This window comes from Polyangiaceae bacterium, from assembly GCA_015075635.1.
In the GTDB taxonomy this organism is placed as follows: domain Bacteria; phylum Myxococcota_A; class Polyangia; order Polyangiales; family Polyangiaceae; genus JADJKB01.
Map to the genome: position 1 here is coordinate 1,297,370 of JABTUA010000003.1, position 12,776 is coordinate 1,310,145.

Here is a 12,776-nt window from a genome sequence, read left to right on the forward strand (position 1 = left end):
CGTATCGCGCTGGAGCCGCGAGCGTCAAGGCGTCGGCGGACGACTTCGTCGTTGAAGTGCGCGCCTGTGCCACATGACGTTTGGTTACATTCTCTCGGTGCATCAACCGAGCAACCCGCGCTCTCGGAAATACGCGATCGCGTCCGTCAGCGTCTCGCGGAGCGGACGGTAGGTGGCGCCGAGCTCACGCTCCGAGCGCTTGGCCGAGAAGAAGCAGGGGCGCGTGCTGTACTCGAAGAAGCTCCGCGTCAGGAGCGGCTCCTTGCCGGTGCGGCGCGCCGCCACCTCCATCGCCTTCACGACGCCGCGGGCCAGGCCGGAGGGGATCTTCACGTAGCGGCGCGAACGCCCGACCGCGTCGTCCACGGCCTGCATGAACTCCAGCGCGGTGAGGTTGTGCGCGGTGGCGACGTAGCGCTGCCCGGCGCGCCCCTTCTCCGCGGCGAGCACGTGTACCTCCGCGGCGTCGCGCACGTCCACGTAGCTGGCGCCGGCGTCCATGTAGACCGGCGGGCCACCTTGCAGCGTGTTGATGATGAGCTTGCCGCTCGGGGTCGGCGTGATGTCGCCGGGGCCCAGCACCACGCCCGGGCACACGACCCGCACGTCGAGGCCCCAGCGCGCGAAATCTTCGGCGAGCTCCCGGCTGTGGTACTTCGAGCGGCTGTAGGGGAAGTCGAGGTCCCAGGCCTCGTACGTCGTGGTCTCGTCGGCCAGGCCACCGACGGGCGGTCGGCCGAGCGACACGATGCTGGCGGTGTAGATCACGCGGGCGACCCCCGCGCGTCGCGCGGCCTCCAGCATGTTGAAGGTGCCGCTCATGTTGACCCGGTACATGTCGGAGGGGTCCGGCGCCCAGGCTTTGTAGATGGCGGCGGCGTGGAACACCGTGTCCTGTCCCGCCACCGCCCGCTCGCAGGCCTCGCGGTCCAGCACGTTGCCTCGCACCACCTCGACGTCGAGCCCGCGGAGGTTGTCGGTGGGCTCGTTGCCGAGGGCGAGCACGCGCACGCGCACGCCTCGCGCGCTGAGCGCGCGCACGATGGAGCTGCCGAGGAAGCCGCAGCCTCCGGTGACCAAAACCGATTTCATCGGGACCTCAGAAACGCCAGGTGCCGTCCACGCCGCCCGGCCGCACGCCCACCGACCAGGTGGCGCTCTCCTTCGTCGTCTTTTCGCCAGAGAGGATCAAGTAGATCCCGACGCCGCCGGCCACCGCCGCCACACCGAAGGCGACGTTGGCCAGGGTGCGATTCTGGATGGCCCGGTCGCGCGCGTCGGCGTCGGTCTTGCCCGAGTCGTCGAAGTCGCTCTTGGACGAGAGCGTCTGGATGCCGAAATAGGTGCCGGCGCCCGCGGCGACCACGCCGGCCCCGAGCGCGACCCAGCCCCAGGTGCAGGTGGAGCAGCCGGTCGGCTTGGGTGCCGGGGTGTCCTTCGCGGGCGCAGCCGCCGGAGCGGGGGCCTCCCCGACGGGCTTCAGCTCGGCAGCGGCGCTCCCCGCCGCCAGATCCGAGCCCTCGACTTCTACCGTCGTGGTGCTGCCCGCTTTGAGCACCACGGCCTGCTCGGAAGCGGTGCCGTCGCGGCGCTTGATCGCGAGCTTGTGCGAGCCCGGCGCGAGGTGGAAGCGCGTCGGGACCGGCGCGTCCACCACGTGCGCCACGCTGACCGTGGCGCCGATGGGCTTCTCGACGAAGACGTAGCCGAGCATGGGCTTGAGCACGGCCAGGCGCGCGCGGGCCGCTTTCGCTCGGCCGTCGTCCAGGCCCTCCGCGTTCAGCGCGCTCTCGAACGCGTCCGCTGCCCGCGCGGGCTCGTTGGCCTTCTCCCAGGCGAGCGCGGCGTTGTACTTGGTCGCCGGGTGCGGCTTGACCCGATAGGCCTCTTCGAACGCCGCGGCCGCGCCGGCGTAGTCCTTCTTCTCGAACGCGGAGCGAGCCTTCGCGTCCAGGTCGGCAGCCTCGTCGGCCCGCGCCGTCGCGGCCCCGAGCAGAGGTACGAGCGCGAGCACGGCGCACAGGGAGAGGGTGCGGGTCATTCCTCTCCTCAGTTGCCAATCAGCGTGACGCTGTCTCTGTGCGCAAGAGCGCCTGGCGGGCCAGTGCGCGAGCGAAGCGAGCCCGCGACGAGCGAAGCGAATCGCGTCGGGGGTCCGGGGGCTTGCCCCCGGCGGACGACCCTTGGAAGTGCCCGGAGGGGCAGGACTACGGTGGGGGTGGGTGGGCGGGACATCTAATAGGGCGTTGGCGCGAGCCCGGGGAGCTCCGCGGGCTTGTTCGAGTCTCTCACGACTTTGCCCGGGGGTGCAGCCGGGGCCGCTTTCTTGGGTTCCGCGAAGCTCAGGGTGGCGGTGCTCGCGTCCTTTGCGATCTTGGCGCTGGCCTTCCGCTGGTCTTCCGCCAAGGCCTCGAGCTCCAGGCCGTCGCCCCGCTCCGCGCTCCCGAGCACGAGCTTCACTCCGCGCGCTGGTGTGTCGATCGGGATGCTCTTGCCGTTGACCTTCAAGCTCTTGATGGCGGCGTTGGCCTCGATGCTCAGCGGAGTAGCCGTGGCGGCGGCGGGGGCAGGGGCGGGAGCGGGCTCCGCCTGCGGCGTCGCTGCGCTCGCGGGTGCCGTCGCCGCCATGGCGGGAGGTTCGCTCGGGGAAGGCTGCCGCTTTCCGAGCTGCCACGACACCACGCCGATGGCGACAGCCGCGGCGAGGCCGCCGAGCGCGAGCAGCGCTCGAGCGGCGGTGCGAGCCCGGGGTGGCTCCGCCGCCGGTTCGACCTGGCTCGCGCGCAGGCTCGAGGCCGAGATGGCGCTGGTGGTCTCTTCGGCAGCGGCGCGGGCCGTGCCGACGCTGGGCGTGCCCGTGTCCGCTGCCGCCCGAGCCGCAGCGGCGCCCAGCTTGGCCAGGCTGCTCCGGAGCTTGATCACCCGGCTCACCTGCTCGCGCCGCGCCTCGATCTTGGTGCTGGCGGTCGCTTGGACGAACTCGCCGACCTCGTTCGGGTCGGCCAGCCCGCCCACGGTCTTCCACGCCTCGACGACGCGCCTGCGCAGCTCGGCGGCGCTCGGAATGCGCGCCTCGACGTCCATGGTCAAAGCGTCCGCGACCAGCTGATCGAGCTCCTTCGGGAGGTCCGGCCGGACGCTCCCGACGCGCGGCGGCGGCTCGTTCACGATCTTGAGCAGGGTCGCGACCTGATCCTGCTCCCGGTACAGGCGCTGCCCCGCCAGGACCTCCCAGAGCACCACGCCGGCGGCCCAGACGTCGCAGCGCCGATCGACCTTCTTCCCCAGGGCCTGCTCCGGCGCCATGTAGGCCACCTTGCCCTTGATGATGCCGGAGCTCGTGACGTTGACCCGTCCGGCGGCCTTGGCCACGCCGAAGTCGGTCAGGCGGCTGACGCCGTCCGCGCCGACCAGGATGTTCTGCGGGCTGAAGTCGCGGTGCACTAGCTCGAGCAGCTCGCCGTCGTCGTTCCTGAGCTCGTGAGCGGCGTGCAAGCCTGCAAGTGCGTCGACCAGGATGCGCCCCGCGATGGGCAGGGGCAGCATCCCGCCACCCGCGCGCACCGCGCGGTGCAGACCGCTGAGCGTGTCCCCCTCCACGTACTCCATCACCAGGAACACGCCCTGCGGTCCGTCGCCGACCTCGACCACCGGCACCACGTTCGGGTGGCGGATGCGCACGGCGAGCTTCGCCTCCTCCACCATCGACACGGTGGTCTCTCGGCCCTCCGCCTGCATGAACGGATGCATCAGCTTCAGCGCCACCTCGCGGTGGACGTCCCCGACCACCGCGACGCGCGCCAGGTAGACCGTCGCCATGCCCCCGGTGCCGATGGGGAGCAGCAGCTCGTAACGACCCACGCGCTCCGGGAAGGACGGCGCAGAGTCGTCAGCGGTCATGGGACGGTCACAGAGTACCACGATTTAGTCTAGTATCTCGGCCCCCAAACATGTCCGCGATCGATCACGAAAAAGTCGCCGGCGAGGCGCTCGAGCTGTTCAAGGCGCTGCTCCGCATCGACACCACCAACCCGCCCGGCAACGAGCGACCCGCGGCGGACCTGCTCGCGCGCTTGTTCGAGCGCGAGGGCATCGAGTTCTCCGTGCTCGAGAGCGAGCCCACCCGCGCCAGCATCGTCGCGCGCCTGCGCGGCAGCGGCGAAGCCGGGCCGCTGCTCTTGAACGGGCACCTGGACGTGGTCCCTGCGGATCCCGAGCACTGGAGCCACCCGCCGTTCGAGGCGGTCGAGGCCGACGGCTGCGTGTGGGGCCGCGGCGCCATCGACATGAAGAACATGGTCGCCATGAGCGCGATGACGCTGGTGGCGCTCAAGCGCTCCGGCGCTCCGCTCCGCCGCGACGTGATCTTCGCTGGCGTGGCCGACGAAGAGGCCGGCTCCAACAAGGGCGCGCTCTTCTTGGTGCAGCAGCACCCCGAGCTGGTGCGGGCCGAGTTCGTCCTCAACGAGGTCGGCGGCCACACGCTGCACATGGGCTCGTCGCGCTTCTACCCGGTGCAGGTGTCGGAGAAAGGCATCTGCTGGTTCGAGCTGGTGGCGAGCGGCGATCCCGGCCACGGCTCGATGCCGCACCCGAACAACGCCGTGGTCAAGCTCAGCCGGGCCATCGCGGCGCTCGGCACGACCCGCCTGCCGCAGCGCGTGACTCCGGTGGTCGAGACCTTCCTGCGCACCCTCGCCCGCGGCGCGCCCTTCCCGCAGAAGAAGCTCCTGCCGCTGATGCTCGAGCCGCGCCTCGCCGGCTTCCTGCTCGACACCCTGGAGCGGCAGAACCCGGACCAGGCCCGCGGCATCAACGCCATGCTGCGCAACACCGTCTCGCCCACCATCCTGCGGGCGGGGCGCAAGGTGAACGTGATTCCGTCGGAGGCCCGGGCGGAGCTCGACGGGCGCGTCGTGCCCGGCACCAGCGTCGGTGAGTTCTTGGCGGAGGTGCAGGAGGTCATCGGGCGCGACCTTCGCCTGAACGTCCTCGAGCAGCACGACGGCACGGTCTTCGAGACCCACACGCCGCTCTACGACGCCATCGTGAAGGCGGTCGGGCGCCACGACCCGGGCGGCACCGTGGTGCCGTACATGATCCCGGGCTTCACCGACTCGTTCGCCTACGCGCGCCTCGGCGCCACCTGCTACGGGTTTTCCCCGGTGCGCCTGCCGCCGGATCTGAACTTCACGCGCATGTACCACGGTCACGACGAGCGCATCCCGGTGGACGGCTTCACCTGGGGCTTCGGCGTGCTCTCGGAGCTGGTGCGCGACTTCTGTCTCGAGGAGGGCTGACGTGTCGAACAAGACCCTGGCCGTGACCGATCGCATCCACGACTACCTGCTCCGAACCACGGTGCGCGAGCCGGCCGTTCTGGCAGAGCTCCGCGAAGAGACGATGCGCCTGCCCATGGCGCGCATGCAGATCGCGCCGGAGCAAGGCCAGCTCATGGGTCTCTTGGTCGAGCTCTGCTCGGCGAAGCGCGCCATCGAGGTCGGCGTCTTCACCGGCTACAGCGCCATCGCGGTGGCCCTGGCCCTGCCCGACGACGGACGCCTGATCGCCTGCGACGTGAACGAGGAGTGGACCAGCATCGCGCGGCGCTACTTCGGCCGCGCCGGCGTCGAGCACAAGATCGAGCTCCGTCTCCGGCCCGCGCTCGAGACCCTGGACGAGCTGCTCGCGCGCGGGCAGGCCGGCACCTTCGACTTCGCCTTCATCGACGCCGACAAGGAGAACTACGCGGAGTACTACGAGCGCTGCCTGAGCTTGCTCCGGGTAGGCGGTCTCGTCGCGGTGGACAACGCGCTCTGGAGCGGCGACGTCGCAGATCCCGAGAAGGACGACGCCGAGACGCAGGCCATCCGCGCGCTGAACCAGAAGGTGGCGGCCGACCCGCGCGTGACGATGAGCCTCCTGCCCATCGGGGACGGGCTGCTCTTGGCAAGGAAGAGGTAGGCTCAGCTCGCCTTCAGCTCGCTCGGCATCGCCCAGTCGATGAGCTCGAAGTACTGCAAGCGCTGGGCGTCGCTCACGTCTTTCCAGGCCGCGCCCAAGAACTCGTGGAAGAGCTGCACGGCGAGGGCGCCCGCGCCGTGGCCCTCGGGCGCGCCGGGACGCTCGCTCTCCCAGCTGGCCTGATCGCAGGCGCTCTGGCGGAGCTCCGACGCGCGAGCCTGCCCGAGCCCCACGAAGCGGTAGGCCACGGCGCCGGCGGCCTGAGCGGGCACGCGGGCCGCGTCGCGCGGCGCGGCGACGGCGTCGAGGGTGAGCACCGCGCTCGAGGCGGCGTAGTGCGCGCCGAGCGCCGCGAAGCGCACGACCACCGCGTCCGCGTGGGCGTCGATGGGGGTGGCTTGGCGCGGCTCGAATTCGAGCGACTGCCGCACGGCGTCCGCGGTGGCGCGCTCCAGCGGTAAGAGCGCGGAGAACAGCTCGGCGCGGGCTTTCGCCACTGCCGCCGCGTCCGCGCGACCGAGCACGTAGGCGTCGAGCGTCGCGAGCGCGTGCAACACGGGAGCGCGGGCAGAGGGCGGCGCGCACACGCCGATGGCGTGGGCGCTCACGCTGGCACACAGGTGGAGCAGGCCCTTGTGGGCGGCGCTGCCGGGCGGGGCGCGCCCGAGCGCGCGCTCGAAGGCCGGCGGCGCCACGCCGGTGAGCTGATCCGAAGGCAGGACCAGCGGGAGCGCGCGGAGCTTCGCCATGCGTCTGTCGGCTCACTCCACGCCGCGCAGGTCGCGCGCGTGAAAGCCCATCAGGAACAGCAGCGTGTCCAGCCGCTCGTGGTGGTTCAGGCTCATGTCCGCCACCTCTTGCAGCTTGGGCTTGGCGCGGAACGCGATGCCCAGGCCGGCCGCCTTGAGCATCAGCATGTCGTTGGCGCCGTCGCCGATGGCGACCGTCTGCTCGAGCCGACAGCCGTACACCTTGGACATGTCGCGCAGCACCTGGCACTTGCGCTCGCCGTCCACGATGGAGCCCTGCACGCGCCCGGTGAGCACGCCGTTTTGCACTTCGAGCTCGTTGGAGAAGGCGAAATCGAGGCCGAAGCGCTGCTTGAGCGGCTCGACGAAGAAGTCGAAGCCGCCGCTCACCAGCCCCACGCGGAAGCCCAGGCTCTTGAGGATGCGCACGAAGCGCTCGGCGCCGGGCGTGAGCTCGAAGCGCGAGGCCAGCTCCCGGGCGCGGTCCATGCTCAGGCCCTCGAGCAGCTTCACGCGCTCGGCGAGCGCGCTCTTGAAGTCGAGCTCGCCGCGCATGGCGCGGGCGGTGATGGCCGCCACCTGCTCCTTGACCCCGACCAGGCCCGCGAGCTCGTCGATGAACTCGCCCTTCACGAAGGTGGAGTCCACGTCCATGACGACCATCCGCTTGCTTTTCCGGTAGATGTCGTCGCGCTGCACCGCCAGGTCGATGCCCAGCGAGGCGCCGAGCTCCAGGAACGCGCCCCGGAGCTCCGCCAGCTCCTCGTGTTTGAGCTGGGGACCCGGCGGCAGGTCCGCCAGGAGCTCGAGCCCGTCCAGATCGTCGTCGCTGAGCGAGCGGATCTCGAGGATGTTCATGCCGCGCGCGGCCATGCTCCGGGTGATGCTCGCGACCGCCTTGCCGTCCGCCAGCTGGCCCAGCACCGTCACGCACAGGCCGCTCGGGGCCAGCGCCTCGCGGGCGGTCGTGCTGGGCTCGAACTTGGTGACCTCGAGCCGGAGACCGGCCTCGGAGGCGAAGAACAAGATCTCGCGCAGCGCTGCGGAGCCCGGCGGTGTCTCCACGATCGCCGACAGCGTCAGGTAGCCGTGGAGCACGCTCTGCCCGATGTCCACGAGCACGGCGTTCTCCTTGGCGACGATCTCCGCGATGCGGGCCGTCACACCCGGACGGTCGGGGCCTGCGACGTGGAACACGATGCGGTCGTTCGGGTGCTTCTGGGGCATGGTCTGGCGCGGCAGGTGATAGGACTTCCGCTGCCGGTTGGCAAACGCCTGGCTTGACCCTGCGGCGCCGCTGCTCGAAAGTCCTGCGCGAAGGGTTCTCCCATGCGCACGACCTGTCTGGCCTCAGTGGTTCTGTTCTCGGCGCTCCTCGCCTGCAAGAAGGACCCGCCGCCGCCGCCGCAGGCCACGGCGGAAGCGCCGCCGCCGCCGCCCGCGGCGGAGGCTCCGCCGGAGGAGAAGATCGCCGACTTCAAGGGGACCTACGTCTCCAACTGGGGCAAGGCGAAGTGCACACAGGTGAAGCGCAACGTGAACTGCCTGTACGCGGGCAAGAGCGGCTCGATGGACTGCAAGGTCATCGGCGAGAAGGACCTGGAGTGCGAGTGGGAGGAGCCGGGCGCCAGCGGCAAGGCGAAGCTCGCCAAGAAGGACGACGGCAAGATCTCCGGGACCTGGGGCAACGGCTCGAGCGCGACCAACGGCGGGGCGTGGGTGTTCAAGCCGGTGGCGGAATGAGAGTCACGGCTTCGGCACTTTCCTGAGCTCGCCGGTGCTGGTCGCGAACACGACGTCGTAAGGCGCGTCCGCCAGGGCCGACGGGCCCGACTCCTGCGGTGCGATCTGCGTCACCACGCCGCCGCCGGCCGCGACCACGAACACGCCGCCGCCGTCGTAGCCTTGGCTCTCGTCGCCACGGGCGGCCCAGGCGATGTGGGGGCTCGACTTGAAACGGATCAGCGGGCCGATGCTCTTGAACCCGGAGGCGAGCTGCTTCTCCGCGCTGCCTGCGCCGTCGCAGCTCGCGCCCGAGAGCGCGCGCGACCAGACGCTGCCTTCGCCGCGGGTGAAGTAGAAGTTGGCCGCGTCCGCCGCCAGGCCCATCGCGTCGGTGACGGGCGTCAGGAGCGCGCTCGCGCGGGTGCCGCCGCCGGTCGGCATCACCCAGATCGCCCCACCCGTGATCCAGTAGACGCAGGCCCCGCTGGCCACGACGGCGCCGCCGGTCTCGGCGTCCGTGTTGGTACCGTTGAAAAGCGGGGTGCCGGTCTGCACGCCGGAGGCGAGCCCGAAGCGCGCGAGGCCCACGCTGTGGGTGGCGTCCGTGTCGAAGGTCACGTAGGCGAAGCCGTCGGTGGCCGCGTAGAGGCCGCGGGCGCCCAGCAGCGACTGACTCGGGATGGTGATTTCTTCCTTGGCGCCGCCGGCCTTGGTCGTGCGTACCAGGCTGGCCGAGTCTCCGGTGTTGCGACCGCCGACGACGAACAAGAACGAGGAGGTCGACGGCGCGACGATCGCCCGCGGCTTCTCCAGGACCGGTGGCAAGGTCTCCGGCGTGCCGCCGGCGACGCTCACGCGGATCAGCGGCGCGTCCGCCGAGTCGGCGCGAGAGTGGTAGACGTCCGTCTCGTCCACGCCGAGCACCAGCGGCGGTGTCCCCGACCAGAGCTTCTGGACCGGGAACTTCACCGGGTCGTAGGCGACGTAGCCGGCGCTTCCTCCGCTGCCGCCGCTTCCTCCTCCGCCGCCTGCGCCGCCGCTTGCGCCGGTTCCGCCGCCTGCGCCGCCGCTGCCGCCGCCGCCACCGCTGCCCGCGGCCCCGCCGCTGCCGCCCGTCTGATCGATGCGGGACTCGTCCAGCGTCTTCAGGCAGGCCGTTGCCAGCAGGGAGCACGCGGCGAGACAGGCTCCAAGGCGAGCTCGAGCACCGGCCGACATGCTGCCGTCACCATAGCACCCGAGCTCGACGCGGGTCGAGGGGGACCACGAGGCGACAGCGAGCCCGCTGCGGCCGCGGTTGACGAGCGGTCCGTCTTGCACCCGATGAGGCGGAGTGAAACGATCCGAGGACGGTGCCCGGACAGTTTCGCGACCGACTCCTGCGCACGTTGCGTGCCCTTCAGCCCGTCCTGGATCAGCCAGGGGTGCTGGTGATCGGCTCCGAAGTGCCGAACCTGCTGGAGCAGGACGCGGCGTCTACGCTGGTCGTCTCCGAGGACGTGGACATCGGCGTCCCCGTTGCCAGTCACGCCAACGTGAAGGCTGCGCTGGCGAGCGTGCGCGACTTCGAACCGTCCCGGGACGAACCTTCGGTCTGGGTGCCTCGGAGCCAGGATCTGATCGAGATCAATTTCGTGGGGATGAACCCCGAGGGCGACATCGAGCAACCCGCCTTCGTGCTGGAGGACGACACGCTCCCGCTCTTGGTTTTCGGCTACCTGAGCTTCCTGCGTCACGGCCGGACGCTCGAAGTGGACGGCGTTCGGATCCCATTGCCGCGACCGGCGGGGCTGATGCTGGAGAAGCTCGTGACGGAGCGGACGGGAGAGAAGGGCGACCGCGACCTCTTGGTCGTGTTGGGGCTCTTGCTCACTGCGGGCGCCGAGGACCTGGACGAGCTGGCGACGGCCGCCTCGCGCCTGTCCAAGGAGCTGCGACAGGCCGTCCTCTCGAACCTCACGGTCCTCTCCCTGATGTCCCCTCACGCCGACATGCCGGATCCAACCCTCCACCGCCGGCGCGTCGCGGAGATCCTCTCGCGACTCGAAGAACCGTCGAACGGCGGTGCTCCGAGATGAGCGCAGCGCTTCACGAGCGCGCGGCGCGTGTCCGCGCACGGGTGGCGGTCCGGCGCTGGGAGCTGCGCCAGCAGTCCCACGCGAAGGGGGTCTGGTACAGGCTCCGGCGACTGCTGGCCGGCAGCGCCCGAGTGTTCAGCGTCTCGGATGCGGACATGCAGGTGCTCCTGGCCCGACACGCAGAGCCTCACCCCGCGGGTCTGGAGCTTCACCCCGAGCGCATCATCGTCGCGGTCACATTGGAGGAGTCGAGCGCACTGCCCAGCGCTCGGGAACATCGCGTCGCGCTGTCCGCGGAGTTGTTGGCGGCCCGCAACTGGGTGATCGTGCCTTTCGAGTAGCGGAGCCCCGCGAGCCTGACTCAACCCGCGGCGGCCGCGATCGACGAGCCCGAATCGGACTTCAGGCCGAACGCCACCTCGATGAGCCGAGCCTTGGCCTTGGCCATGGTCTCGTCCAGCGCGGCGGGTCCGTTGTCGCGGGCGATCTCGCCGAGCTCGGCGACCGCACGCACGGACAGCGACGCCGCCTTGGGCAGCGCGGACACGCCTCGGCCGAGGCCCTTGGCCACGCCCCGCGCCCCCGCGTCGAGTCTCCGCGCGGCGCGGCGCCAGAGCGGAGTGCTCTTCAAGTAGGCCGCCTCGTGCACCAGATCCGTCGCGGTGCACGCGCCGGCGTGGGGCGAGCGGTGCAGCGCGGCGCTCAGGCGCGGGCGCGCGGCCAAAAAGGCGCGGAGCCCGTCGCCGTCGAGGCCGTTCGCAGCGAGCGCGGCGGCGACCTCCGCCTCCGCCGCCTGGCGCGCCTTGAACAGGTACATCTGCACGCGCGAGTAGAAGTTCACGGCGCCGTCGCCGCTGGTCTCCACGGCGCAGTAAATGGTGCCGGGGTAGCGCTCGGTGATCAGCGACTGCACGCCGTCGCTGACGCTGCCGGAAGGCATGCAGCCGAAGGGCTTCACGCTGAGGGTCATGGTCGCCTTCTGCTTGACCACGTTCAAGATCAGCTTGCCGACCTCCATGTGGCCCTCACCGCCGCGCAGGTCGTTGTTGTAGTGAGGCATGGCCGCGTCCGCGACCTCGTTCATGTTCGGCAGGTGGTAGTCGTGGAGACCGCCGCACCACGCATAGGTGTGGAACACCAGGCGGAGCGCCTTGTCGGCGGCCCAGAGGCTCACCTTGCGCTTCGCGGCGCCGTATTCGCCCAGGCCGCTGAGGCCGAAGCGCCCGCCGTCCTCGGCGCGCAGCTCGGCGCGGTTCTCCGTGTCCCAGGTGACCTCCCAGATGTTGTAGAGCAGCCAGGCGGTGACCAGCTGGATGTCCACCTCGGCGCCTTCGCCCTCCAGGAAGCGCTGGAGCTGGTAGTTGCCGTCGCCCTCGGTCGTCATGGCCCAGAACTCGCCGATGATGGCCACGCGGGGCTTCACCCGGGTGCGGTCCACGGCCACCTGACCGAGGATCTGCCGCGAGCGGTAGAGCGCCCGGAGGATGCTCGTGCCGTTCGACAGCGCGTCGTAGCAGATGCGCTTCGACTGCTCGAGCGCGCGGTCCGTGGCGCCCGCCTCGAGCTCGTAGGGGCGGATGCGGTAGCCGACTGCGTTGAGCACGTCACCGGCGAGCAGCGCCTTGATCAGCGCCAGGAAGAACTTCGGGTTCAGCTCCAGACCGCTCTCCTCGCCGGTGGCCTGCGAGAGCCCGCCCTGCTGCTGGAACAGCATCACGCGGAAGCCCTCGAAGCCCGCGTCGCGGAGCGCCTTCCTGTACTCGGTCACGTACATGCCGAAACGGCAGGGGCCGCAGGCGCCCGCAGTGACGAACACGTAGCGGTCGATGATCTCCCGGGCGCTCATGCCCTTGTCGTCGCGCAGGTGGACCAGGAACTTCACCAGGTTCCCCACCGTGAAATAGGTCGGATTGCACTGGCCGCGGTTGCCGAACTCCTTGCCGTAGCGGAGCGCCTCGTTGTCCGGGGCGTCGAGGGCCAGCACCGAGTAGCCGACGTGCTTCAGCGCGCCTTCCACGAAGAAGTCGTGCGCCATGGTCAGGCCGCCGACCAGGAGCGTGACCTTGCCGCGCTCGCTCTTCTTGAAGCTCAGGTTCGCCATGTCCTCGACCCAGCGCTCGCGGTCTTCGAGGCCGAGCCGGGCGCGCTCTTCGGACTCGAAGCGCGCGAGCTCTGCGTCCAGGTCGAGGTCGGCGAGGGGGAGGCGCTTCTTGGGAGGATCGAAGGATACGGACTGGGTCATGCTGTTCTCCGGCTTCTG

General features: G+C 70.5%; 12 protein-coding genes. 5 read left to right on the forward strand and 7 right to left on the reverse strand.

Annotated elements, in window-relative coordinates; genetic code table 11:
- Nucleotides 1-102: 102 nt before the first annotated feature.
- The 3 genes from HS104_36400 to HS104_36410 form a co-directional block, all read right to left on the reverse strand.
- Entirely contained in the window at nt 103-1,092 is a 990-nt protein-coding gene (locus tag HS104_36400) for an NAD-dependent epimerase/dehydratase family protein (GenBank protein ID MBE7485437.1), read from the reverse strand.
- A 7-nt stretch (nt 1,093-1,099) separates the two neighbouring features.
- The gene (locus HS104_36405; GenBank protein MBE7485438.1) at nt 1,100-2,041 is read right to left on the reverse strand and encodes a hypothetical protein; all 942 of its coding nucleotides are present in this window, start codon (nt 2,039-2,041) and stop codon (nt 1,100-1,102) included.
- A 194-nt stretch (nt 2,042-2,235) separates the two neighbouring features.
- Nucleotides 2,236-3,900, reverse strand: a complete 1,665-nt coding sequence (locus HS104_36410) for a serine/threonine protein kinase (protein ID MBE7485439.1) — start codon at nt 3,898-3,900, stop codon at nt 2,236-2,238.
- A 50-nt stretch (nt 3,901-3,950) separates the two neighbouring features.
- Here HS104_36410 and HS104_36415 point away from each other — a divergent pair, with 50 nt between their 5' ends.
- Nucleotides 3,951-5,300, forward strand: coding sequence for a M20/M25/M40 family metallo-hydrolase (locus HS104_36415; protein MBE7485440.1), 1,350 nt, complete (start codon nt 3,951-3,953; stop codon nt 5,298-5,300).
- Between the two features lies 1 nt (nt 5,301).
- The gene (locus tag HS104_36420) at nt 5,302-5,964 is read left to right on the forward strand and encodes a class I SAM-dependent methyltransferase (protein MBE7485441.1); all 663 of its coding nucleotides are present in this window, start codon (nt 5,302-5,304) and stop codon (nt 5,962-5,964) included.
- Nucleotides 5,965-5,966: 2 nt separating this feature from the next.
- Here HS104_36420 and HS104_36425 read toward each other — a convergent pair whose 3' ends face one another.
- Nucleotides 5,967-6,713, reverse strand: coding sequence for a hypothetical protein (locus HS104_36425; protein ID MBE7485442.1), 747 nt, complete (start codon nt 6,711-6,713; stop codon nt 5,967-5,969).
- Nucleotides 6,714-6,725: 12 nt separating this feature from the next.
- On the reverse strand, nt 6,726-7,940 hold the full coding sequence (serB, locus tag HS104_36430; GenBank protein ID MBE7485443.1) for a phosphoserine phosphatase SerB: 1,215 nt from the start codon (nt 7,938-7,940) through the stop codon (nt 6,726-6,728).
- Between the two features lie 102 nt (nt 7,941-8,042).
- On the opposite strand from serB, the gene HS104_36435 reads away from it, so the two are divergent.
- Nucleotides 8,043-8,456 (forward strand): hypothetical protein, encoded by a 414-nt coding sequence (locus HS104_36435; GenBank protein MBE7485444.1) that lies wholly within the window; start codon nt 8,043-8,045, stop codon nt 8,454-8,456.
- A 3-nt stretch (nt 8,457-8,459) separates the two neighbouring features.
- On the opposite strand, the gene HS104_36440 is transcribed toward HS104_36435, so the two are convergent.
- Nucleotides 8,460-9,656 (reverse strand): hypothetical protein, encoded by a 1,197-nt coding sequence (locus HS104_36440; protein MBE7485445.1) that lies wholly within the window; start codon nt 9,654-9,656, stop codon nt 8,460-8,462.
- Nucleotides 9,657-9,790: 134 nt separating this feature from the next.
- Between HS104_36440 and HS104_36445 the strand changes: the two genes are divergently transcribed.
- Nucleotides 9,791-10,516, forward strand: coding sequence for a hypothetical protein (locus tag HS104_36445; protein MBE7485446.1), 726 nt, complete (start codon nt 9,791-9,793; stop codon nt 10,514-10,516).
- Nucleotides 10,513-10,857, forward strand: a complete 345-nt coding sequence (locus HS104_36450; GenBank protein MBE7485447.1) for a hypothetical protein — start codon at nt 10,513-10,515, stop codon at nt 10,855-10,857. The genes HS104_36445 and HS104_36450 overlap by 4 nt, the downstream gene beginning before the upstream one ends.
- A 20-nt stretch (nt 10,858-10,877) precedes the next feature.
- On the opposite strand, the gene HS104_36455 is transcribed toward HS104_36450, so the two are convergent.
- Complete coding sequence (locus HS104_36455; GenBank protein MBE7485448.1) at nt 10,878-12,758, reverse strand: 2-hydroxyglutaryl-CoA dehydratase; 1,881 nt, start codon at nt 12,756-12,758, stop codon at nt 10,878-10,880.
- Nucleotides 12,759-12,776: the final 18 nt, after the last annotated feature.

Bases quoted from the DNA above. Each gene is read 5' to 3' on its own strand.
- serB (MBE7485443.1), bottom strand. From the start codon at position 7,940: ATGCCCCAGAAGCACCCGAACGACCGCATCGTGTTCCACGTCGCAGGC.
- HS104_36455 (MBE7485448.1), bottom strand. From the start codon at position 12,758: ATGACCCAGTCCGTATCCTTCGATCCTCCCAAGAAGCGCCTCCCCCTC.
- HS104_36410 (MBE7485439.1), bottom strand. From the start codon at position 3,900: ATGACCGCTGACGACTCTGCGCCGTCCTTCCCGGAGCGCGTGGGTCGT.
- HS104_36450 (MBE7485447.1), top strand. From the start codon at position 10,513: ATGAGCGCAGCGCTTCACGAGCGCGCGGCGCGTGTCCGCGCACGGGTG.
- HS104_36435 (MBE7485444.1), top strand. From the start codon at position 8,043: ATGCGCACGACCTGTCTGGCCTCAGTGGTTCTGTTCTCGGCGCTCCTC.
- HS104_36425 (MBE7485442.1), bottom strand. From the start codon at position 6,713: ATGGCGAAGCTCCGCGCGCTCCCGCTGGTCCTGCCTTCGGATCAGCTC.
- HS104_36400 (MBE7485437.1), bottom strand. From the start codon at position 1,092: ATGAAATCGGTTTTGGTCACCGGAGGCTGCGGCTTCCTCGGCAGCTCC.
- HS104_36440 (MBE7485445.1), bottom strand. From the start codon at position 9,656: ATGTCGGCCGGTGCTCGAGCTCGCCTTGGAGCCTGTCTCGCCGCGTGC.
- HS104_36405 (MBE7485438.1), bottom strand. From the start codon at position 2,041: ATGACCCGCACCCTCTCCCTGTGCGCCGTGCTCGCGCTCGTACCTCTG.
- HS104_36415 (MBE7485440.1), top strand. From the start codon at position 3,951: ATGTCCGCGATCGATCACGAAAAAGTCGCCGGCGAGGCGCTCGAGCTG.